Source organism: Streptomyces sp. 17_S59, assembly GCF_056930295.1.
Map to the genome: position 1 here is coordinate 1,907,185 of NZ_JBXOWD010000001.1, position 21,571 is coordinate 1,928,755.

Here is a 21,571-nt window from a genome sequence, read left to right on the forward strand (position 1 = left end):
CCCTTCCCGTAACCGGGGCTCCGCCCCGGACCCCGTTACGACAGCCAGTAGCCCGTCTTCACGCGGGACACGAAGGCAGCCCAGGCCTCGGACCGGAAGACCAGGGCCGGGAGGTCGCGATTCTTACTGTCCCTTACCGGGACGAAGCCGGGGATATCGGGGGCTATTTCTATGCAGTCGCCGCCATTGGTTCCGCTGTAGCTGCTCTTGCGCCATACAGTCATCGTGCCCGCACCTCTCCATTACTTCTCTGATCAGAGCAGCAGAGTCATGAGCAGAAAGGGCGTCCGCCCTGAGCACATCATAGGTGTGAGCATGACGCGCGATAAGCGTCGGATCGTCGTTGAAGTGCCCCCTGTCCAGGGACTCCGAGTAGGCCCAGACGTGACCGTCAGGCATCGTGATCAAGGTCATCGAGGTGTCCGGCCGCTTGATCAACGGATCGTTGAAGGGCGCGACTTGGACGCGGATGTTAGGGCGCGCCCCCGCGAGCAGCAGTTGAGCGCATTGGTCGCGCATCACCATCGCGCTGCCGACCATGTTCCGGATCGAACTCTCGTCGAGGACGACAACCAGAAGCGGGCCGTCGGCCCTCAGAAATCGCGCCTGGCGACTCATTCGGGCCGCCACCCGCTCGTCCAACTCCCGGCCTTGCGATACCCGGGACAGTAGCGTCCGCGCGTACTCTTCGGTCTGCAAAAGGCCGGGCATTACCTGCGCCTGATAGACACGGAGTGCAACTGCCTCTGCATCCATGGCGACGCGCCGCTTGAACCAGTCGGGATGGCTGACCTCCGGATACCAGTCGATCCTCCGCCAAAGCTGCCCGAACAACTCCCCCGTCCCCAGCACCTGATCGCAAGCCCTCACGAAGTGACGTTGCGGAACCCGCGTCCCCGCCTCCACCCGCGCCACCAGCGACCGATCGCACGGAATCTTCCCCGCCAGCTCCTCCTGCGTCAGGCCCGCCCCCTCCCGGTGGTGCCGCAGCACCTCCCCGAAGACCGCTGCCGTCGTCGCCGCCGAACCCGGACCGTCGCCGTTGCGCCGCTTCACATCCGCCCCCTGTGACACCTTGCCCATGGCACGTGCAAAACGTTGTGAGCCTAGGCCGCACCGCGGAACTCTGTACCGGCAACGAGTAGTTGGTCACCCACATGGGGTGAATTACCGGCCGAGCACAAGGAACCCGATGGCCCCGATCCCCTCCCCCGCCGCCCCCCGCCGCGCCACCGAAGCCGACCTCCGGCGCATCGCCGCCCAGACCGCCGCCGCTCTCCAGGACGTGTGTCGCGAGCACGGCTGGGCCCTGCACATCGCCGCCGGAGAGCCCGTGAGCGGCACCGCATACGTGGAGTTTCCGCCCCTGCGCGTGGATGTCGCCCGGCAGATCATCGCCGGGCTGCGGCGGCTGATCGTCCGCCACTGCCCGGAATGCGAGGACATCAAGCGGCGGCGCACCGACGCCGTCCGCACGCAGGACGTCGATACCGCAGTCGCCATGACCGAGGCCATGGGACGACACCTAAGGGCGGCACACTGACAACAACTGCTTTCTTCTGACCGCCAGGCGATAGCCTGCTGCCGCCATGAACGATTTCGTTGACGAAGCACGCTCGCGAGTCGCACACCTGCTCAGGATGGCCAACACCACGGACGACCGGATCAGGGCACAGATCATCGAGTACGCCGACTCCACCCCGGAGCCCCCGGTCATGAGCCGGGGCGCCGGGATCGTGACGACCGGCTGTGGGCGGTGCCACCGGACGGCCTGGCGGCAGCACGACTCCGAGGGGCCGCTCTGGGTCTGCGGTACGTGCGGGCATGTGGAGCCGGTCGTCGTGCGGTGCCCGCGGTGCGACGTCGACATGACGCCACCCGTGCTCGGCGGTCCGGATCTGTGGGAGTGCCCCGTCTGCCCGAGGGTCGCCGCCACCGGCGAGAGCGCGCAGGACATCGAGGAGCGTGAGCAGCGGCGGCGGCAGCGTCGTCTGGCGCCGAGCGTCGGAGACTGCACAGGGGACTGACACTTTCGGCCGTCCGGGCCGACCGCCGCCGCCCCGCCCCGGATCGTCCGCTGGCGAGAACTCGGCGAAATGACGTTCCTGCACCGGCCCGCAGCGCATCGAGCGGGATTTCGAAACGCCCGGCCCCACCAGCGCCGTCCCCCGGAATTACCCGCTTCCGGATCCGGCCAGGTCCGTACTGGCCGGTTGCACCCGCGCCGCGCCACCGCCCCGTTGATACGTCTCCGCGCGGGCCACCACACTCAATTCCATGAGCCTGGTCATTGCCTCGGCGAAAGCAATCTACGTATTCGACACCTCGGACCCCGACTGGAGTTCCCCGCTCTGGTCCTGGGACCGGGACGGCTGGAATGGCCCCACCGACGCGAAAGTCCGCCAGGATGCCCGCGGCAATCGCTTCGTCGTCGCGGCCGGGAGCGGCAGGTTAATCGTCGTCCGGTTCCCTCACGGGGAACCGGTGCTCGACACGGATGCCCACCCCAGCACCCACTCCGCCGAACTCCTGCCCGACGGCGCGGTGATCAGCGCGGCGCCGCACGGGACGGCCCCCGACGGCAAGGGGCAGATCGGCTCGCTCACCGTGCACCGCAAGCACCTCTACGCCGACGGCGCCCCGCTCGCCGACTGGAGCGACCGGCTGCTCGACGCCCACGGCGTGCTCTGGGACGAGGCGAGCCAGGTCCTCTGGGCGGTCGGGCGGCAGCGCACCGGGCCGACCACGCCGGGCGGCTCGGGCCTGCTCCGCAAGTACACGTGGAACGGGTACGCGGCCGCCGCACCGCTCTCCCTCTCCGAGGAGTTCACGGTGCCGACCGATCCGCGGCCGCTCCAGGAGATCTCGGACCACTTCCGCGGCTGGCCCGGCTGGTACGAGTCCCCGCACGACATCGCGCCCGTCCCCGGCACCCGGAACTTCCTCGTCACCACCGACGTCAAGGTGGTCTCATTCGACACCGCCCGCGGGGAATTCACCGACGCGCCCGAGGAAATCGCCGACCTCTTCGAGGTCAAGGGCCTCGGAATCCACCCCCAGTCACAGCAGATCACCCTCCTCCGCCACGACCTGCCGGACAGCGGCTATTCGTCCGACCGCATCGAGTTCTACCGGCCCACCGAGACGCGCAAGGTCGGCTGGAAGGACTTCTACAAGGCGCGTTGGGTCGACAACGACCCGACCTGGTCCGCGACATTCACCGGAAAGAGGAGCGCACAGATGAACAAGGTCGACGCAGTGTTCCTGGGCTCCAACGGAAATCCCCGCTTCTTCGGGGGCGACGAGCGGGGCGACAAGTACGTCGAGCTGAACTGGTCCGACGGCTCCCGCGTCGGGTTCACCCGGGAGATCAAGGAGGTCTGGCCGGGCCTGCCGCCCGAGATGCAGAGCGACCTCGACGCGGTCTTCCCCGGCACGAACAACGGCAACCCGCGCTTCTTCCGCAGCGGCAAGTACGTCGAGTGCGACTGGGACAGCGGGCAGCGCATCGGCGACGTCCGGGACATCGCCGCCGTCTGGCCCGGGCTGGAGGACATGGGGTACATCGTCAACACGGCGCTGATGGGCCCGAACGGGAACCCCCGCTTCTTCGGCGGACCGAACGGTGACCAGTACGCCGAATGCGCGTGGAGCGACGGCACCCGCGTCGGGTACACGCGGAAGATCGCCGAAGTGTGGCCGGGGCTGGTGCAGGCCCAGATGACGGATCACCTGGACGCGGCCTTCCTCGGGCCCGACGGAGACCCCCGCTTCATCAGGGGCGACCAGTACGTCCAGTGCCGGTGGGGCGACGGCAGCTTCGTCGAGGACCTGAACCTGTTCGAGGTCTGGCCGGGCCTTCGGTCATAGCGGTCGGGCAGGTGGGGGTGGGGAGGGGGAAGCACGTGCTTCCCCCTCCCCACCCCCCTGTCGCGACTACCGCAAGTGCGACGTGTCGTTCAGCAGCCGCAGCGACGCATTGCCGTCCGCGTAGTACGCCACGGCCGACAGCGACGCCGCCGACAGCTCCATCCGGAACAGCGACTCCGGCGGCGCGCCCAGCGCCAGCCGCACCAGCGTCTTGAGCGGCGTCACATGCGTGACGAGCAGGACCGTGCGGCCCGCGTACCGGGTGAGGAGCTTGTCCCGCGACACGGCCACCCGGCGGGCGACGGCCGCGAAGCTCTCGCCGCCGCCGGTCGGCGCGGCCTTGGTCGAGGCGAGCCAGGCGTCGAGGTCCTCGGGGTAGCGCTCGCGCACCTCGGTGAACGTCAGGCCCTCCCAGGCGCCGAAGTCCGCCTCGCGCAGGCCCTCCTCGACGCGGACCTCCAGGCCGAGCCGGTCGGCGACCGTCTGCGCGGTCTCCCGGCAGCGGCGCAGCGGGGAGCTGACGACGGCCTGGATCGTGCCGCGCGCGGCGAGCGCGGCCGCCGTCGCCTCGGCCTGGCGGCGGCCGGCCGGGGACAGCTCGGGGTCCGCGCCGGCCCCGCTGCCCGAGAAACGCTTCTGCGGGGTGAGCGCGGTCTCGCCGTGCCGCAGCAGGACCAGGGTCGTCGGCGTGCCGAGGTCGGCGGGCGCGGCCCAGCCGACCGGGGCGGCCTTGGGCTCGGCGAGCGGCTCGGCGGCGGGGACCTCCAGCGCGGCGGCGACCCCGCTCGCCGCGGCGGACGCCGCGAGGGCGGCCGCCGAGCGGCCCGGCTCCCACTGCCTGCCCGCCTTGCCCGCGTCCATCGCCTCGTTGGCCAGCCGGTCGGCGTGCTTGTTCTTCTCGCGCGGGATCCACTGGTAGGAGACGCGGTCCGCGGGGTAGATCCGCTGGGCCTGTGCGGCCAGCGGCTTCATGTCCGGGTGCTTGATCTTCCAGCGCCCGGACATCTGCTCGACGACGAGCTTGGAGTCCATCCGGACCTGGATGCTCGCCTCCGGGTCGATGGCCCTGGCGGCCTCCAGCCCGGCGATCAGGCCCTTGTACTCGGCGACGTTGTTGGTGGCCGTGCCGATGTACTCGGCCGCTTCGGCCAGCGCCTCACCGGTCGCCGCGTCGAGGACCACCGCGCCGTAGCCGGCGGGACCCGGGTTGCCCCGGGAACCGCCGTCCGCCTCGACGACGAAGCGATGCGCCATGGTCGCTTACAGGCCGGACTCGGGCGTACGGACCAGGATGCGGCGGCAGTTCTCGCAGCGCACCACGGCGTCCGGAGCGGCGGACCGCACCTCGTTCAGCTCGGTGATGTTCAGCTCCAGCTGGCAGCCCTCGCAGCGGCGCTGGTAGAGGCGGGCGGCGCCGACGCCGCCGGACTGGGTGCGCAGCTTGTCGTACAGCTTGAGCAGGTCGGCGGGGACGGAGGCGGCGACGATCTCGCGCTCCTTGGTGACGGTCGCGGCCTCGGCGTCGAGGCCCTCGGTGGCGGCGTCGCGGCGGGCGACGGCGTCGTTGACCTTGGCCTGGACGGACTCGACGCGGCCGGTCAGCTCCTTCACCCGCTCCTGGGCGGCCTCGCGGCGCTCCATGACCTCGAGGACGACGTCCTCCAGGTCGCCCTGGCGCTTGGCGAGGGAGGCGACCTCGTGCTGGAGGTTCTCCAGGTCCTTGGGGGACATGCCGATGCCGGAGTCCAGACGCTGCTGGTCCCGGGCGGCGCGCTGGCGGACCTGGTCGACGTCCTGCTCGGCCTTGTTCTGCTCGCGGGCGCAGTCGCTCTCCTCGGTCTGCGCGGCGACGAGCAGATCGCGGTGCTGGGCGAGGTCGCCCTCGAGGGTCTGGATCTCGGCGTGCTCGGGCAGGCTCTTGCGCTTGTGGGCGAGCTGGGTCAGGCGGACGTCGAGGGCCTGGAGATCGAGGAGGCGGATCTGGTCGGCGGGCGCGGCGTTCAGTGGAAGCTCCTGTGTCAGTGGTTGTGGACGGACGACGCCGCGTGGGCGGTCCAGGGGTCGGTGACCGTACGGGAGACATGGGTGCGCAGGCCCCAGCCGTGCCGGTCGGAGATCGCGTCGAGCTGGGCGGCGGCCTGCTCGGTCCAGGGCCACTCGGTGGCCCAGTGCGCGGCGTCGACGAGGGCCAGCGGGCTGTGCTGCTGGGCCTCGGACGCGGGGTGGTGGCGCAGGTCGGCGGTGACGTAGGCGTCCACGCCGGCCGCCCGGACCTGGTCGAAGAGGGAGTCGCCGGAGCCGCCGCAGACGGCGACGGTGCGGATGGTGCGCTCGGGGTCGCCCGCGACGCGGATGCCCTGCGCGGTGGCGGGCAGCCGCTTGGCGGCGCGCTCGGCGAAATCGGCGAGGCGCATCGGCGGGTCCAGCTCGCAGATACGGCCGAGGCCGCGGCGGCCGGAGGGGTCGCCCGGGTCGGGCACGAGCGGGCCGGTGACGCGCAGGTCGAGGGCGCCGGCGAGGGCGTCGGAGACGCCGGGGTCGGCGCTGTCGGCGTTGGTGTGCGCGACGTGCAGGGCGATGTCGTTCTTGATCAGGGTGTGGACGACCCGGCCCTTGAAGGTGCCGGCCGCGACCGTCGTCGTACCGCGCAGGTAGAGCGGGTGGTGGGCGACGATCAGATCGGCGCCGAGCCGTACGGCCTCGTCGGCGATCTCCTGGACGGGGTCGACGGCGAACAGGACCGTGCCGACGGGGGCATCGGGGTCGCCGCAGACCGTACCGACGGCGTCCCACTGCTCGGCGCGCTCCGGGGGCCAGAGGGCTTCGAGGGCGGCGATGACTTCAGACAGTACGGGCACGGAGGAAAGGCTACCTGCCCCCCGCACCCGTACCCCACTGAAGCCCGGCCGTCACCGCTTCACGAGGACGTCACGAGAACTTGACGACGTCCGGCCCGGCCCTGCCTGGTCAAGGGGGCCGGTCGGCCAACCCTTGGCCACTTGGGTTCGCCTTGCCTTCATCACCCCGCCTCACCCCGCCGGGGCGAAGCACACCCGCTCCCCATTCCTCAGGCGAACCGGACATCTAACACCCTTACGCGTGAACCACCCGGGGTCGGAGGGTTAAGCCGGAGAAGCGATAACTACGTTCAGTGCCGGAGGTGACGCATCTCATGACTGTCTGTGCTCCCCAAGGCGCCCAGAGCACCCTTCCGAGTACTCCTCGCAGTGCTCCGCCGCCGGACATGAGACGCAGGGCATTCACGGTCACAGCGGACGGTTCGTACGCGGCCCGGCTCGCTCTCGGCCGGGGCACGGATGGCTGGTTTCCGGAGCGCTGGACCCTGGACGGCCCCGAGCCGTACGCGGTGTCCCTGCCCGGCACCCAGCCCGAGGAGGCGGACAGCGAGGTGCTGCCGCTCTCCGACGGCCGGGTGCTGATCCGCCGCCGGGTCGCCGAGCGGTACGCGCTCTCGCTGCTCTACCCCACCGGGCCCGGCACCGGGGAGCTGCCGCTGGGCACGATCGAGTGCCTGTATCTCTCCCTGCTGCCGCCCGCACCGGACGGCACCTCCGCCTACGCGCTGGTGCACGGCGAGCGGTCGACCACGCTCTGGCGCGTCCACGGCGGCACCGGCGGCCCGGAGCTGCTCGCCACGGTGCCGGGGCGGTGCGAGGGCGGGGCCTGGCTGGACCGCACCGGGCGGCTGCTGGCCCTGGACCGGGAGCTGGACGGGCTGACCAAGGCCGTCGTGGTCGACCTGGGCCGGGGCGGCGAGACCAGCCCGCTGCTCCAGATCACCGACAAGAGCAACGACCGGCTGCTGCTGGCCGAGCCGGACAGCGGCCTGCTGGTGGTGCGGTCCGACGCGCCCGGCGTCGAGCGGCTCGGCTGGGGCGTGCTCGGCTCGGCGCGGCCGGTGCGCTTCCCCGAGTGCCTGCTGCTGCCGGACACCTCGGTCACCCCGTTCGCCGCCCAGCCCGGCCAGGGGCTCACCCCCGAGGGGTGCTCGGTGGCCTTCCGGGTGGAGCGGGAGGCGGCGGGCAGCTGGCTGGGGGTGTGGCGGCCGGGCACCAAGCGGCTGCGGCAGCTCGCGGGCCCGGCGGGGTGGCTGGCGGGGGCGGGCCTCTGGACGGCCGACGGGGAGCTGCGGCTGCCGTTCGTGACGGCCGACGTGCCGTGCGGGCTGGCGCGGCTGCGCGTGCCGGACGGGGAGGGGGCGGTGGAGGGAGAGCTTGCCGCGCCCGCGGTGGAGGGGACCGCGGGCGCGGCTTCGGCCTCGGCTTCGGCTTCGGCCGCGGCCTCTGCTTCGGCTTCGCCGTCGTCTTCAGCGCCGTCTTCGGCGTCTTCGGCGCCGTCGGAGGAGGCGGACGCGGATCCGTTCGCCGCGCCGCGGCCGGTGCCGCTGCAACAGGCACCATGCGCCCGTACGTCTGGATTGTGAGGGTTCACCGCGCTTTGTTTGCCGTGGACACGCCGGTGGTGCGGGTGGCTCGGTGATCAAGGTCCCGTTAGAATTGGGCGGGGGTCGCGCAGCTGTTCCGGCGGGCACCGAGGCAGCCGCAACGGCCTTGCACGGAGAGCGCGTTGTTGCCGGGTGAGGTCGTCGGGCGAGCTCTGTGCCGTGCCGAGCGCCGCTGTGGGCCCCGATGCGCACGCACCCCAATCCGACGGAGTGACTTTCCCCATGCCCGATGCCCGAACCGACACGACCGAGGCGCGCCGCGTAGAGGCGTCCGCCCAGGCCGCAGCCGCCGGCTCCGGCAAGCACCGCGGTCCGGCGTCCGCCTCGGACGAGAACCGCGCCCCCGCCCAAGGCAAGCACCGCCGCCCGGGCGAGGCGAACTAGCCCTCGCAGGTCCTCTGCACTTCCGGCTGCCGCCCGGTCGGGTCCGTACTCGTACGGGCCTGGCCGGGCGGTTTGCTGTGCGGGTGCCTGCGGCGCCTTTCCCCACCCCGCCCCTTCCCGGCTGTATCGATTTGCGGCTCCGCCGCGTGGGGGGCTTCGCCCCAGACCCCGGACCGCGCTGCGCGCGCCGCGCGGCGGAGCCGCAAATCGAGCGCAGCCTCAAACGCCGGACGGGCTGGATTTGCCCCCCGCCCCCGGTTACGGGAAGGGGCGGGGTGGGGTAAGGCCCGCCGCAGGCGCTACCCCCGTCGCAGCCCCAGTACCTCCACCGCCCCGAACGTCTCCCCCTCCGGCCGTCCCTCGTAGTACGGCGTCAGCAACCCATCCAGCTCCCCCACCCCGAACGCCGCCCCCCGCGCATCGAACTTCGCCGCGATCCTCGGGCGTTCCAGCACCGCCACCATCCCCCCGTGCACCACGAACACCTGGCCGCTGATCCGCGCCGCCCGCGGCGAGGCCAGATAGGCCACCAGGGGGGCGACGTGCTCCGGGGACAGGGGGTCCAGGCCGTCCGGGCCCGCCGCGTCGACACGCGCGAAGACGTCCTCCGTCATCCGCGTCCGCGCCCGCGGGCAGATCGCGTTCACCGTCACGCCGTACTTCCGCAGCGCCTCCGCCGTCGACGTCGTCAGGCCGACGATCCCGCCCTTGGCCGCCGCATAGTTCGGCTGCCCGGCCGAGCCGGCCAGGAACGCCTCCGAGGAAGTGTTGACGATCCGGCCGTAGCCGGAGGAGCCGGAAAAGCCGGGGCCCCCGGACTTCGCGCGTTCCCGCCAGTACGCGGCCGCGAACCGAATCGTGTTGAAGTGCCCCTTCAGATGCACCCGGACCACCGAGTCCCACTCGTCCTCGGTCATCGAGAAGACCATCCGGTCGCGCAGGATGCCCGCGTTGTTGACCAGCACGTCCAGCGAGCCGTACGTCTTCACGGCCAGCTCCACCAGCCCGCGGGCCTCGTCGAAGTCGGACACGTCGCCCGTGTGGGCCACGGCCTCCCCGCCCGCCGCGCGGATCTCCGCCACGACCGACCCGGCCGGGGCGGCGGACGCCTCGCCGGAGCCGTCGCGGCCGGCGCGGCCGTAGTCGTTGACGACGACCCGGGCGCCCTGGCGGGCGAGTTCCAGGGCCTCGGCGCGGCCCAGCCCCCGCCCCGCGCCCGTGACGACTGCTGTCCGGCCCGCCAGCAGCCCGCCCGTCACAGCGTGATCCAGGTGCGCAGCGCCTCGCCCGTCCGCATCTGGTCGATGGCGTCGTTGATCCGGCTCAGCGGCACCCGGTGGGTGATCAGCCCCTCCAGGTCGATGCGGCCCGCCCGCCACAGCGCGACGGCGCGCCCGTACGAGCGCCGTACGTCGCCGCCGCCGTAGAGCGAGGGCAGGATCCGCTTCTCGTCGAAGAACAGCTCGAACATGTTGAGGTGCAGGTGGTCGTCCATCGCGCCCGCCCCCACGACGCACAGCGTGCCGCCGCGCCGTGTGGCCTCGTACGCGGTCCGTGCGGTGGCGGACTTGCCGACGACCTCGAAGACGTAGTCGAAGCCCTCGCCGCCGGTGATGCGGGACTTGGCGTCGGCCAGGCCCTCGGGGGCGACGGCCTCGGTCGCGCCGAAGCGCAGGGCCGCCTCGCGGCGGGACTCGACGGGGTCGACGGCCAGGAGCTGCGCGGCGCCCGCGACCCGCGCGCCCTGCAGCGCGCAGATGCCGACGCCGCCGCAGCCGATGACGGCCACCGAGGAGCCGGGCGCCACGCACGCGGTGTTGAGCGCCGCGCCCAGACCGGTGGTGACGCCGCAGCCGAGCAGGGCGGCGATCTCGTACGGCACGTCGTCGGGGATGGGCACGGCGCACTCGGCTCCCGTGACCAGCTCCTCCGCGAAGGTGCCGGTGCCGGCGAAGCCGAAGACGTCGGTGGTGTGGCGGCGGAAGTTGGGGGTGCCGCTGTTGGCGAAGCCGGCCAGGCACAGCTGGGTCTGGCCGCGCCGGCAGGACGGGCAGCTGCCGCAGGCGGGGAGCCAGCAGATCAGGACGCGGTCGCCCGGCTTGACGCCCGTGACGCCCTCGCCGACCTCCACGACGTCGCCCGCGCCCTCGTGCCCGGGGACGAAGGGGGCGGGCTGCGGCAGCACGCCGGACATCGCGGAGAGGTCCGAGTGGCACAGCCCGGCGGCCCGGAGGCGGATTCTGACCTTGCCCGGGCCGAAGCCCGCGGGCTCGACGTCGTCGAGGACGTCGAGTTTGTCCTGCCCTGTCTCGTGCTGTACGGCGGCGCGCATGCTGTGCTCCCTTCGTACGGCGTAAGTGCCCGTCAGGAGTGTTCGACGACCGTGTCCGTGAGCACCGCCGCGTCCCCGCGCTCCACGGCCGTCGCCATGACCTGGACGCGGCCGGGGGCGGGGGTGTCCCGCCACATCCGCACGCGCAGCGTCTCGCCGGGGTAGAGGACCCCGGCGAAGCGGGTGCGGTACGAGCGGACGCGGGCGACCTCGCCGCCGAGCACGGTGTCGACGACGGCCTTGAGCACGATCCCGTACGAGCACAGGCCGTGCAGGATCGGCTTGTCGTAGCCGGCGAGCTTGGCGAACTCGGGGTCGGCGTGCAGGGGGTTCCAGTCGCCGGAGAGGCGGTAGAGGAGGGCCTGGTCGGGGCGGACGGGCCGGTCGACCGTCAGATCGGGGTCGGTGTCCGGGGTTTCGAGACGGCTGCCGGTGCCGCGCTCGCCGCCGAAGCCGCCCTCCCCCTTGACGAAGATCTCGCTGACGCTGGTCCAGAGCGGGCCGTCGCCGTCCACAACGTCGGCCCGGAGCACGATGAGGGCGGCCTTCCCCTTGTCGTACACGGCCTCGACCCGGCGGGTCCGGGTGGTGCCGGCCAAGGAGCGCAGGGGGATGGGCCGGTGCAGGGTGACGGACTGCCCGCCGTGCAGCACGGCGGCGAGGTCGACGTCGAGGCCGGGTGCGGAGATGCCTCCGTCCTCGCCCATGCCGCCGCCCGCCACGGTCGCGAAGCTCGGCAGGACGTGCAGCCGGCTCTCCAGGGTGTAGCGCAGCTCGTCGGGGTCGGTGGCGGGGTGCCGCCGGTCGGGCGAGGAACCGGCGCCGACGCCGAGGTGGTAGAGCAGGATGTCCTTCTGGTCCCAGGCGAGCGGAGCGATGCGCGGCTTCGCCGCGGTGGCCTTGACGGGGTCGATGGGCATGAAGGGGGCACTCCTTACGCCGGTGACGGTGTGACGGGGCGTGATGGGGCGTGACGGGTGTGGCGCGTATGGCAGGTACGGCGGTGTGACGACGGCGGTGGCGGGCGGCGCGGCGGCCCGGACAGCATGACTAGAACTCGTTCTAGGGCCAACCGGTCATGTATAGCCGACGGCGGATGGCGTGTGAAGACAAATGTCACGGGTACGGGACGACATTCGCCCCTGACGTGCTCATGCGCGCATTCCGTAGGGTTTCGAGCCATGCAGGACACGCACGACAGCACGCAGCCGCGGGGGCCGAAACGGCCGGACTGGCGCACGTTCATGCCCGCGCTCTTCATCCTCACCGGGGATGTGGTCGACCTCTGCCGGGGCCGGGTCGCGCTGCCGTGGCTGGCCGTTCCCGCGCTGGTGACGGTCGTCGTGCTCTACGTCGTCACGGTCTGCACCGGGCTCGACGTGCACCGCCGCACCGCCCGCACCCCGCTCGTCTCCCTGGGCCTGCTGACCGCGGTCACCTACGCGCTGGCCATCGGGTACGGCGACGACTGGCTGCTGTGCTTCCCGCTGCTCTCGCTCTCGGCCGGGGTCGTCCTGCGGGACAGGCACCGCTGGCTCGGGGCCGCGATGGGCCTGTTCGGCACGACGGTGGGCATCATCCTCACCGTCCAGAGCGGCACGGAGAACGTCCTGGCCATCGCCTGGGGCACCTCGCTGTCCGGGCTGGTCGCGGCCTCCATCCTCAATCTCTCCGAGACGGTCGCCCAACTCCGCGCCACGCGCGAGGAGCTGGCCCACGCCGCCGTCGAGCGGGAGCGCCTGCGCTTCTCCCGCGACCTGCACGACCTGCTGGGGCACACGCTCTCCGTCATCGTGGTCAAGTCCGAGGCGGTGCGCCGCCTGGCGCCGCGCAACATCGAGGCGGCGCTGGGCCAGGCCGCGGACATCGAGGCGGTGGGCCGCCAGGCGCTCACCGAGATCCGCGAGGCCGTCACCGGCTACCGCGAGGGCAGCCTCGTCACCGAACTCGACCGCGCCCGCTCGGTCCTGGAGGCGTCCGGGATAGCCGTGGACATCCGCCAGTCGGGCCCGCCGCTGCCGCCTCAGACGGCGGCCCTGCTGGGCTGGGTGGTGCGGGAAGGGGTCACCAACGTCGTACGGCACAGCGGTGCGGAGCGGTGTGCGATCGAGGTGCGGGGGCTGCCGGACCGCGTTCATCTGGAGATCGGCGACGACGGGCGCGGCGTAGGCTCGGACGCCGGTGCTCCGGGCACGGGCGGCAACGGTCTCAAGGGGCTGACCGAGCGGCTGGCCGCCGCGGGCGGCTCCCTGGCGGCGGGTCCCGACGGGCGGCGCGGCTTCCGGCTCGTGGCGGAACTTCCGGTGGACGACATGGACGAGGAGCGGGCCGCGTGACCGGCGTGATCAAGGTACTGCTGGCGGAGGACCAGGGCATGATGCGCGGCGCGCTGGCGCTGCTGCTGGGCCTGGAGGAGGACATCGAGATCGTCGCCCAGGTGTCGGACGGCGACGAGATCCTGCCCAAGGCCCTGGAGGTCCGGCCGGACATCGCCCTGCTGGACATCGAACTCCCCGGCCGCAGCGGCCTCGACGCCGCCGCGGACCTGCGGGCGCGGCTGCCGGAGTGCCGGGTGCTGATACTCACCACCTTCGGCCGGCCCGGCTATCTGCGGCGGGCCATGGAGGCGGGGGCCTCCGGCTTCCTGGTCAAGGACGGGCCGGTGGAGGAGCTGGCGGCGGCCATCCGCCGGGTGCTGGCGGGCGAGCGGGTCATCGACCCGGCCCTCGCGGCCGCCGCGCTGAGCGCCGGGCCCAATCCGCTCACCCAGCGCGAGCGCGACGTGCTGGCCGCGGCGGTGGACGGCGCCACGGTCGCCGACATCGCGGCGAAGGTGCACCTGTCCCCCGCGACGGTCCGCAACTACCTCTCCGCGGCCATCGGCAAGACGCAGACCCGCAACCGCATGGAGGCGGTCCGCGCGGCGCGGCAGAACGGCTGGCTGTAACGTCGCACCCCGAACACGTCGTCGCACCCCGCACGCATCGCACCCGACACCACGCACGCGGGCAACAGGAGGACAGGGACAGCATGGCGCCCAAGCCGGAGATACTCGCCGCCTTCGAGGCCGCGAAGGGGTTCATGCCCGTCGACGAGGGGCTCGCCCTGTACGCGGCGGCCGAGGAGGCGGGCCGACTGGGCCTGCCGCTGCTCGAAGTGGGCACGTACTGCGGGCGGTCCACGATCCTGCTGGCCGCCGCGGCGCGCGACGCGGGGACCGTGGCGGTGACCGTCGACCACCACCGCGGCAGCGAGGAGCAGCAGCCGGGCTGGGAGTACCACGACCCGTCCGTGGTCGACGACGCGCCCGGCATCGGGCGAATGGACACCCTGCCCACGTTTCGGCGCACGCTCTACCGGGCCGGGCTGGAGGAGCACGTCATCGCCGTCGTCGGCCGCTCGCCCCAGGTGGCGAAGGTCTGGCAGACGCCCCTGGGGCTGGTGTTCATCGACGGCGGGCACACCGACGAGCACGCCACCGCCGACTACGAGGGCTGGGCGCCCCGGGTGGCGCCGGACGGGCTGCTCGTCGTCCACGACGTCTTCCCCGACCCCGCGGACGGCGGCCAGGCCCCGTACCGCGTGTACCGCCGGGCGCTGGAGTCCGGGGCGTTCACCGAAATCTCGGTGACGCACTCGCTCCGCGTACTCCGGCGTACGGGCCCCGGCTGCTGAGCGGCAGCGCTAGCATCGCCCGCGTGTTCAACGGCAGCGTGACCCACGGCAGCTTCGTCCGCGCGCCCCGGCGCCTGGCCGCCGGGGTGGCCTTGCTGTGCCTGGCCGCCGGTGCGCTGACGGGCTGCGGCGGGCCGGACGGCGGACCGGACCTGAGCGGTGGCGACGACCGGCACCCCGCCGCCGGCCATTCCGCGGCGGCCGCGCAGCCGCCCCAGCCGCGGCCGCAGCCGTCGGAGCCCTCGGAGTCCTCAGGGTCGCCGAGCGCAAGCGGATCCGATCCCTCCGGTTCGGCCTCTTCGGCCGCCCCGCACGAGGACGGGCCCACCGCCGACGGGCCGCTCAAGGGCAGGACCGTCGTCATCGACCCCGGTCACAACATCCACAACAGCGAGCACACCGCCGAGATCGACCGCCAGGTCGACATCGGCAACGGCCACAAGGAGTGCGACACCACCGGCACCTCCACCAACTCCGGCTACGCCGAGGCCACCTTCAGCCTCGACGTCGCCCACCGGCTCCGGATGGTCCTCCAATCCCGTGGCGCCAAGGTCGTCTTGACCCACGACGGCGACCGGCCCTGGGGACCGTGCGTGACCGAGCGCGCCGACATCGGGAACAAGGCGCACGGCGACGCCGCGGTGTCGATCCACGCGGACGGGGCCGGCGTCGGCGACCGGGGCTTCCATGTGATCCTGCCCGCACAGGTGCACGCCGGGCGGGCGGACACCTCCGCCATCGTGGGGCCGTCCAAGGAGCTGGGGGCGCGCATCGCGGGGAACTTCGTGCGGGTGACGGGCAGCGCACCCTCCAACTACATCGGCGGCGGTACCGGGCTCGACACCCGGGGCGACCTCGGCGGCCTCAACCTCTCGACCGTTCCGAAGGTCTTCATCGAGTGCGGCAACATGCGCGATCCGCAGGACGCCGCGCTGCTCACCGACGGGGCGTGGCGCGAGAAGGCCGCACAGGGCATTGCGGACGGCATCACGGACTTCTTGCGCAGGTAGACGTAACGGCAGGCCACGGGCGTGTCACGACGGTGATACGAAGAGGACGCCCCGGACATCCGGACGATAGGTTCCCCGTACGATGGGTGGCCGCCACCCCCGCGCCTTCGCGCCCTCGGCATTTCGATACCGGCGACAGCGACGACAGCGACACAAACTGAGCAAAGGATTTTAGGTGAACCTCCGCTCCCTCACTCGAGGCGACGGCGTGGTGAGCGGAGCAGCGGTGTTGCTGTTCATCGCCTCGTTCCTCGACTACTACTCGGTCGACTGCAGCGGTCCGATCTGCGAGAAGCTCGACGTCCCCAACCTGTGGGACTCGAAGGTCTTCCCCGCGCTGGGCTCGATCGTCCTCGCCGGTCTGGTCGCCGCAGCGCTGATCGTCGCCGCGCGCTTCCAGCCGCAGGGCCGCAACATGCTCGGCCTGAGCCTCGACCAGTGGGGCACGGCGCTCGCGGTCTTCGCCGCCTGGACCACGCTGTGGACGATGTTCGGCGGGCAGCTGGCGGACAACGACAAGATCGGCGTCGGCATCGGCCGCATCCTGGCCCTGATCGCCACCCTGGCCATGGCCGCGGGAGCGCTGCTCACCCAGCGCGTCCCGGCCCTGAAGGCCCCGCTGCTGCCCGCTCCGGGCCCTGCCGCCCCGGCCCCCTACGGCGCCCCCGCCCCGAACCAGGGCTACGGCTACCCCGGTCCGGGCGGCGTGCAGCCCGGCGCCCCCTACGGCGGCCAGCCGCAGCAGGCGTCCTTCGGCGGCGTGCAGCCGGTCGGCCCGACGCAGGTCCAGCCGCAGCCGGGCCCGGAGGCCGCGGCCCCGCAGCCGGCCGCCGCACAGCCCGCCGCCGCGGGCGGCGGCGAGTTCGCGCCGTTCTGGTTCGCGGTTCCGGTGAACCGTCCGCTGTTCGCGGAGGACGGCTCCCCGGCGCAGATCGCCGAGCTGACGCCCGGCACCTGGTACCTGGCCGTGGACCAGCGCGGTCCGGCGCTGATCGCGCAGACCCAGGACGGCCGCCGCGGCGTCCTGCAGGACACCTCGGGCATCCAGCGCGGCTGACGCCCCGCCCGCCCCGCTCCGCACGGCCCCGCCGGGTTCTCCCGGCGGGGCCGTCGGCGTGTCCGGGGCGGCCCGGCCCGCGCCGGGCTTGCCGCCGCACACCGTGCGGCCCGTACCGGGCTTGCCCCCGACCCTGTGCGGGCCTAGAGTCCTCCCCCACCCGATCGAGCTGACGTACCGTCAGCTACGTCAGCTACCGTCGGCTGACCCGAGGAGGCTCGCATGCGGCTCGGTCTCGCGCTCGGCTACTGGGGCCGCCACCCCGACCCCCGGCACCTCCGCCTCGCCCGGGAGGCGGAGCGGCTCGGCTACCACTCCGTCTGGACCGCCGAGTCCTGGGGCTCGGACGCCTTCACCCCGCTGACCTGGATCGCCGCCCACACCCGCCGGATCCGGCTGGGCACGGCCGTGGCCCAGATGGCTGCCCGCACCCCCGCCGCGACCGCCATGCACGCGCTCACCCTCGACCACCTCTCCGGCGGCCGGGTGCTGCTCGGGCTCGGCCTGTCGGGACCGCAGGTCGTCGAGGGCTGGTACGGGCGGCCGTTCCCGGACAGCCCGCTGACCGCCACCCGCGAGTACGTCGACGTCGTCCGGCAGGTGCTCCGGCGGGAGGCCCCCGTGGCGCTCGACGGGCGCTACCACTCCCTCCCCTGGACCGGGCCCGGCGGCACCGGCCTGGGCAAGCCGCTGCGGTCCGTCACCCACCCCCTCCGCCCCGGCCTGCCCGTGCTGCTGGGCGCCGAGGGCCCCCGCAACATCGCCCTCACCACGCGCATCGCCGACGGCTGGCTGCCGCTGTACTGGTCACCGGCCCGCGCGGACCTCTACACCGCCCCGCTCGCCGGGACCCCCGAGGGGTTCATGGTGGCCCCCATGGCCCGGGCACGCGTCTGCGCGGACGTCGCCGAGGGGCTGCGCCCGGTGAAGGCCATGCTCGCCTTCTACATCGGCGGCATGGGCCACGCCTCCCGCAACTTCCACGCCGACCTCATGGCACGCATGGGGTACGGCGAGGAAGCGCGCCGGATCCAGCGACTGTTCCTGGCCGGCCGCCGGGACGAGGCAGTGGCGGCCGTGCCGGACGCCTTCGCGGACGAGATCTCCCTGGTCGGCCCGCGCGAGCGCATCGCCGAGCGGCTCGAGTCCTGGCGCGCGGGGCCCGTCACCGACCTGCTGGTGAACACGCAGGACGGCACGACGCTCCGCGTACTCGCCGAACTCAACTCCTAGAGCTTGTCCGATGGGTCAGAACTGGGTCAGAACTTGACCCGCTCCAGCCAGAACTCGAGCAGCTCGCGGTCGCCGATCACCTCGACCCGGCCGGCCTCCGCCAGCGACAGCCGGCGGTAGAAGAGGAGCAGCAGGTCCGCGACCGGGCCGCGGACGGCGACGGCCGCCTTCTCGTGGGCACGGCGCCAGGTGAGCTTCTCCTCCGTGGAGTCGAGGAACCACTCCGCGTTCAGCGCGGGCTCGGTGTCCGTGGAGTGCAAGTGCAGCGTGCGCCCCTCGCCCTGCAGCTCCTTGTACTCCGGCCGGAAGTTCATGTCCTGGAGCAGCCGGAGGATGTCCAGCCACTCGTCGAGGCAGTCGGCGGCGACGTCGGGCCCGACGGTGAATTCGCCGCCGACGGCCAGCAGCGCGTCCGCCCGGTGCACGACCGTCTCGTGCGTCATGCGGCGGGACCAGAACGCGACCGGCTGCTCCCCCGCCCACGTCCACGCCACCGTCTCGGCACCGGCCTCCCGCAGGGTCCGCGCCACCGTCCGGGCCCCCTCGGCCAGCCAGTCGGCGAGCGCGCCCGCGTCGGCCGGGTCCGGGCCGCCCGCCTCCGGCGAGACGTCGGGCATCACGAACTCCTTGGCTCCCGTGCGCACGACCGTCTCGGCGGCCCGGTGCGCCCTTCCGGTGTGCAGCACGAGATCGGCGAGGGTCCAGTCGGGGCAGGAGGGCACGGGGGCGGTCGGGTCGGCGCCGCGCACGGCGGCACACAGCAGGTCGGCCTGGGCGACGATCTCGTCGCAGTAACGTTCATGAGTGAAAAGGGTCATGACGGAACAGTAGGCGCCACCACTGACAACGCCCAGTGCCGTTGCGGCCGTTCAGTTGCGCCCGTTCAGCCGTTCTGGATCTCGGAGTACGAGGGCACCTTGTCCGTCACGGGCGCGCCCGCGCTCTTCCCGGCGTCCTTGACGTCGCCGACGACCTTGTCGAAGGCGTTGAAGTCGCTCTCCTGTGCATCACCCTTGCGGATCTTGCTGCCCAGGCCCTTGAGCGAGTCGATTCCGGCGCCCAGCGGGGCCAGCGCCTTCGACAGCGTGGGGTCGCCCTTGGCGTTGGTGATCGCGGCCTTGAGGCGGTTGTACGCGAAGGTGCCCGCGAGGCCCGCCTTGACCAGCGCGACCGTACGGCCGTCGGCGCCCTTCTTGAAGGCGCCGCTCCGGAAGGGCTTGATAATCCACTGGTAGGTCGCGCCCGCCGCGAGACCCGCGTTGGCGACGAAGCGGGTCTTGGCGAACTTCTGCCGCTCCGCGGAGCTGGTGGCCGTGGGCTCCTCGCCGGCCGCCGCCTTCTCCTTCTTCTTCTCGCCGCCCCCGCAGGCCGTCCCGGTGAGCAGCAGGCAGCCGGCCAGCGGCAGGGCGACGGCGGCGCGGCGGACGCGGGCGCGGGCTCGCTGGGACACGGGTACCTCCGGCGGGCGCTCGGTGCGGTCCCTCCCAGGGTCGCCCACGCCGCGGGGCGCCGCCACCGGGTTGGTCCGTCCGGAGCGGCCCGTCGGAGCGTGCGCCGGAACGGCCGCCGGAGCCTCCGGGTCTCAGCCGTCGCTGCAGTCGCCGCAGTCCGGTTCCAGCCCCCTGGGCAGGCGCTCGCCGCCGAAGACGGCCGTGGTCGCCTCGTCGCCGCCCAGCGCGGCCACGGCCAGCAGCAGCGAACCGGCCGTCCAGGTCGTCTGCTCCTCGGGCCACACGGCGTCGTCGGCGAAGACGTACCCGGTCCAGTACATGCCGTTGTCGGCACGCAGGTGCTGGATCCACTGGAGGATGGCCACCGCACGGTCGGACTCGCCCATCGCCCAGAGCGCGAGCGCCAGTTCGCAGCTCTCGCCGCCGGTCACCCAGGGGTTCGGCACCACGCAGCGCACGCCCAGGCCCGGCACCACGAAGTCGTCCCAGCGCGCCTCGATGCGCTCCTTGGCCGCCGGGCCGGTGAGCGCGCCGCCGAGCACGGGGTAGTACCAGTCCATGGAGTAGCGGCCCTTGTCCAGGAACCGCTCCGGGTGCCGGCCTATGGCGTGCGCCAGCAGGCCCGCCGCCAGCTCCCAGTCCGGCTGCGGCTCCTCGCGGTGCTCCGCGATGGCGAGCGCGCAGCGCAGCGCCTGGTGGATCGAGGAGCAGCCGGTGAGCAGCGCCTCGGTGCGTGCGGTGCCGTCCTCCTCGCACTTCCAGCCGATCTGGCCGCCCGGCTGCTGGAACCGCAGGACGAACTCGACGGCGGCGAAGACCGTCGGCCACATGCGGTCGAGGAAGGCGTCGTCGCCGGTGGAGAGGTAGTGGTGCCAGACGCCCACGGCGACGTACGCGACGAAGTTGGTCTCGCGGGACCGGTCGGTGGGCTCACCGGCCTGCCCGTCGGCGTACGCGGCGTACCAGGAGCCGTCGGGGTTCTGGTGCTCGGCGAGCCAGCGGTAGGCGGCCTCGGCGCGCCCGCGCTCGCCCGCGGCGTCGAGGGCCATGGCGGCCTCGACGTGGTCCCAGGGGTCGAGGTGGTGCCCGCGGAACCACGGTATGGCGCCGTCCGGGCGCTGGGCGTCGGCGATCCCGGCGACGGTCCGGGCGGCCTGCTCGGCGGTGAGCACGCCGGGCAGGACGAGGCGCTCGGTGCGGCCGGGGCCCCGGCTGAAGGTGGTCACTTGGCGGCGCCCGCGGGGAGGTGCGGCTTGGTCGCGTACGCCACGAAGCTCTTGCCGATGACGGGGTTGAGGAGCTGCTCGGCCACGCGGGTGGCGCGGGGCTTCTTCATGATGTCCCAGACCAGCAGCTTGTGGTACGCCCGTACGGGCAGCACCTTGTCGTTGTCCACGCCGAACGCGCACTTCAGCCACCAGTACGGGCTGTGCAGGCCGTGGGCGTGGTGGGTGCCGTACGGCTTGAGGCCGGCCTCCTCCATCCTGCGCAGCAGCTCGTCGGCCTTGTAGATGCGGATGTGGCCGCCCTCGACCTCGTGGTAGGCGTCGCTGAGCGCCCAGCAGACCTTCTCCGGGCCGTAGCGCGGCACGGTGACGGCTATGCGGCCGCCGGGCTTGAGGACGCGGACCATCTCGGCGAGGACGCCCTTGTCGTCCGGGATGTGCTCCATGACCTCGGAGATGATGACGACGTCGAAGCTCTCGTCGGGGAAGGGCAGCGCGAGGGCGTCGCCCTCCATGGCGGTGGCGGTGGCGCCCGCGGGGGCCTCGCCGGCCTCCTTCATGGCGCCGAACCACTTGGCGACCTCGCGGATCTCCTCGGCGTTGCGGTCCAGCGCGACGACGTGGGCTCCGCGGCGGTAGCACTCGAAGGCGTGCCGGCCGGCGCCGCACCCGAGGTCGAGGACGCGGTCGCCGGGGGCGAGCGGGAAGCGGGAGAAATCGACGGTCAGCACGTTTTTGCTTTCGTGTCGGGGAGGACTACAGGTCGCTACAGGTCGTTCGGCACCGCCGGGGAAGGCGGTGGAGGCTGGGCGCCGTGGCGGCGGGGTGGGATTCCCCGATCCCGCCCCTTCCCGAAACCGGGGCTCCG

General features: G+C 72.8%; 23 protein-coding genes. 11 read left to right on the plus strand and 12 right to left on the minus strand.

Features of this window, described 5'->3' with window-relative positions; genetic code table 11:
- Window positions 1–35: 35 nt before the first annotated feature.
- Both AC1Z4A_RS08340 and AC1Z4A_RS08345 read right to left on the minus strand, forming a co-directional pair.
- Complete coding sequence (locus tag AC1Z4A_RS08340) at window positions 36–173, minus strand: DUF397 domain-containing protein (RefSeq protein WP_483683535.1); 138 nt, start codon at window positions 171–173, stop codon at window positions 36–38.
- A complete protein-coding gene (locus AC1Z4A_RS08345; protein ID WP_483677224.1) occupies window positions 124–1,083 on the minus strand; it encodes a helix-turn-helix domain-containing protein in 960 nt (319 codons plus the stop codon). Before AC1Z4A_RS08345 ends, AC1Z4A_RS08340 begins: the two co-directional genes overlap by 50 nt.
- A gap of 109 nt (window positions 1,084–1,192) precedes the next feature.
- Between AC1Z4A_RS08345 and AC1Z4A_RS08350 the strand changes: the two genes are divergently transcribed.
- From AC1Z4A_RS08350 to AC1Z4A_RS08360, 3 genes are all read left to right on the plus strand, one after another.
- Window positions 1,193–1,543 carry a hypothetical protein gene (locus tag AC1Z4A_RS08350; RefSeq protein ID WP_483677225.1) on the plus strand — a complete coding sequence of 117 codons (351 nt, stop codon included), beginning with the start codon at window positions 1,193–1,195 and terminating at the stop codon, window positions 1,541–1,543.
- Window positions 1,544–1,589: 46 nt separating this feature from the next.
- The gene (locus AC1Z4A_RS08355) at window positions 1,590–2,027 is read left to right on the plus strand and encodes a hypothetical protein (RefSeq protein WP_483677226.1); all 438 of its coding nucleotides are present in this window, start codon (window positions 1,590–1,592) and stop codon (window positions 2,025–2,027) included.
- A 250-nt stretch (window positions 2,028–2,277) separates the two neighbouring features.
- Window positions 2,278–3,870, plus strand: a complete 1,593-nt coding sequence (locus AC1Z4A_RS08360) for a hypothetical protein (protein WP_483677227.1) — start codon at window positions 2,278–2,280, stop codon at window positions 3,868–3,870.
- Between the two features lie 66 nt (window positions 3,871–3,936).
- On the opposite strand, the gene AC1Z4A_RS08365 is transcribed toward AC1Z4A_RS08360, so the two are convergent.
- Genes AC1Z4A_RS08365 through AC1Z4A_RS08375 form a run of 3 tightly spaced genes read right to left on the minus strand, consistent with a single transcriptional unit; the run spans window position 3,937 to window position 6,728 of the window.
- Window positions 3,937–5,124, minus strand: a complete 1,188-nt coding sequence (locus AC1Z4A_RS08365; RefSeq protein WP_483677228.1) for a bifunctional RNase H/acid phosphatase — start codon at window positions 5,122–5,124, stop codon at window positions 3,937–3,939.
- Between the two features lie 6 nt (window positions 5,125–5,130).
- Entirely contained in the window at window positions 5,131–5,874 is a 744-nt protein-coding gene (locus tag AC1Z4A_RS08370) for a zinc ribbon domain-containing protein (protein ID WP_483683536.1), read from the minus strand.
- Window positions 5,875–5,888: 14 nt separating this feature from the next.
- Window positions 5,889–6,728: a Nif3-like dinuclear metal center hexameric protein gene (locus AC1Z4A_RS08375; RefSeq protein ID WP_483677229.1), complete on the minus strand. Its 840-nt coding sequence runs from the start codon at window positions 6,726–6,728 to the stop codon at window positions 5,889–5,891.
- Window positions 6,729–7,042: 314 nt separating this feature from the next.
- Here AC1Z4A_RS08375 and AC1Z4A_RS08380 point away from each other — a divergent pair, with 314 nt between their 5' ends.
- Together AC1Z4A_RS08380 and AC1Z4A_RS08385 are read left to right on the plus strand one after the other, a co-directional pair.
- Window positions 7,043–8,314: a hypothetical protein gene (locus AC1Z4A_RS08380; protein ID WP_483677230.1), complete on the plus strand. Its 1,272-nt coding sequence runs from the start codon at window positions 7,043–7,045 to the stop codon at window positions 8,312–8,314.
- Between the two features lie 243 nt (window positions 8,315–8,557).
- On the plus strand, window positions 8,558–8,719 hold the full coding sequence (locus tag AC1Z4A_RS08385) for a hypothetical protein (protein ID WP_483677231.1): 162 nt from the start codon (window positions 8,558–8,560) through the stop codon (window positions 8,717–8,719).
- A gap of 299 nt (window positions 8,720–9,018) precedes the next feature.
- Here the strand turns inward: AC1Z4A_RS08385 and AC1Z4A_RS08390 are convergent, their stop codons facing one another.
- Genes AC1Z4A_RS08390 through AC1Z4A_RS08400 form a run of 3 tightly spaced genes read right to left on the minus strand, consistent with a single transcriptional unit; the run spans window position 9,019 to window position 11,971 of the window.
- Complete coding sequence (locus AC1Z4A_RS08390; protein WP_483677232.1) at window positions 9,019–9,978, minus strand: 3-oxoacyl-ACP reductase; 960 nt, start codon at window positions 9,976–9,978, stop codon at window positions 9,019–9,021.
- Complete coding sequence (locus tag AC1Z4A_RS08395) at window positions 9,975–11,051, minus strand: Zn-dependent alcohol dehydrogenase (protein ID WP_483677233.1); 1,077 nt, start codon at window positions 11,049–11,051, stop codon at window positions 9,975–9,977. Before AC1Z4A_RS08395 ends, AC1Z4A_RS08390 begins: the two co-directional genes overlap by 4 nt.
- 32 nt (window positions 11,052–11,083) lie before the next feature.
- A complete protein-coding gene (locus AC1Z4A_RS08400; RefSeq protein WP_483677234.1) occupies window positions 11,084–11,971 on the minus strand; it encodes a MaoC family dehydratase in 888 nt (295 codons plus the stop codon).
- A 261-nt stretch (window positions 11,972–12,232) separates the two neighbouring features.
- Here AC1Z4A_RS08400 and AC1Z4A_RS08405 point away from each other — a divergent pair, with 261 nt between their 5' ends.
- From AC1Z4A_RS08405 to AC1Z4A_RS08430, 6 genes are all read left to right on the plus strand, one after another.
- Entirely contained in the window at window positions 12,233–13,387 is a 1,155-nt protein-coding gene (locus AC1Z4A_RS08405; RefSeq protein WP_483677235.1) for a sensor histidine kinase, read from the plus strand.
- Between the two features lie 5 nt (window positions 13,388–13,392).
- Window positions 13,393–13,998 (plus strand): response regulator transcription factor, encoded by a 606-nt coding sequence (locus AC1Z4A_RS08410; RefSeq protein WP_483683537.1) that lies wholly within the window; start codon window positions 13,393–13,395, stop codon window positions 13,996–13,998.
- A gap of 83 nt (window positions 13,999–14,081) precedes the next feature.
- Complete coding sequence (locus tag AC1Z4A_RS08415; protein WP_483677236.1) at window positions 14,082–14,726, plus strand: class I SAM-dependent methyltransferase; 645 nt, start codon at window positions 14,082–14,084, stop codon at window positions 14,724–14,726.
- Between the two features lie 23 nt (window positions 14,727–14,749).
- Entirely contained in the window at window positions 14,750–15,736 is a 987-nt protein-coding gene (locus AC1Z4A_RS08420) for an N-acetylmuramoyl-L-alanine amidase (RefSeq protein ID WP_483677237.1), read from the plus strand.
- 175 nt (window positions 15,737–15,911) lie between these two features.
- On the plus strand, window positions 15,912–16,793 hold the full coding sequence (locus AC1Z4A_RS08425; RefSeq protein ID WP_483677238.1) for a hypothetical protein: 882 nt from the start codon (window positions 15,912–15,914) through the stop codon (window positions 16,791–16,793).
- Window positions 16,794–17,015: 222 nt separating this feature from the next.
- Window positions 17,016–18,026, plus strand: a complete 1,011-nt coding sequence (locus tag AC1Z4A_RS08430) for an LLM class F420-dependent oxidoreductase (RefSeq protein WP_483677239.1) — start codon at window positions 17,016–17,018, stop codon at window positions 18,024–18,026.
- Between the two features lie 26 nt (window positions 18,027–18,052).
- Here the strand turns inward: AC1Z4A_RS08430 and AC1Z4A_RS08435 are convergent, their stop codons facing one another.
- From AC1Z4A_RS08435 to AC1Z4A_RS08450, 4 genes are all read right to left on the minus strand, one after another.
- Window positions 18,053–18,844, minus strand: a complete 792-nt coding sequence (locus AC1Z4A_RS08435; protein ID WP_483677240.1) for a maleylpyruvate isomerase family mycothiol-dependent enzyme — start codon at window positions 18,842–18,844, stop codon at window positions 18,053–18,055.
- A gap of 65 nt (window positions 18,845–18,909) precedes the next feature.
- Window positions 18,910–19,476 carry a hypothetical protein gene (locus tag AC1Z4A_RS08440; protein WP_483677241.1) on the minus strand — a complete coding sequence of 189 codons (567 nt, stop codon included), beginning with the start codon at window positions 19,474–19,476 and terminating at the stop codon, window positions 18,910–18,912.
- A gap of 132 nt (window positions 19,477–19,608) precedes the next feature.
- Window positions 19,609–20,703 carry a prenyltransferase/squalene oxidase repeat-containing protein gene (locus tag AC1Z4A_RS08445; protein ID WP_483677242.1) on the minus strand — a complete coding sequence of 365 codons (1,095 nt, stop codon included), beginning with the start codon at window positions 20,701–20,703 and terminating at the stop codon, window positions 19,609–19,611.
- Window positions 20,700–21,434 carry a class I SAM-dependent methyltransferase gene (locus AC1Z4A_RS08450; RefSeq protein ID WP_483677243.1) on the minus strand — a complete coding sequence of 245 codons (735 nt, stop codon included), beginning with the start codon at window positions 21,432–21,434 and terminating at the stop codon, window positions 20,700–20,702. The genes AC1Z4A_RS08445 and AC1Z4A_RS08450 overlap by 4 nt, the downstream gene beginning before the upstream one ends.
- Window positions 21,435–21,571: the final 137 nt, after the last annotated feature.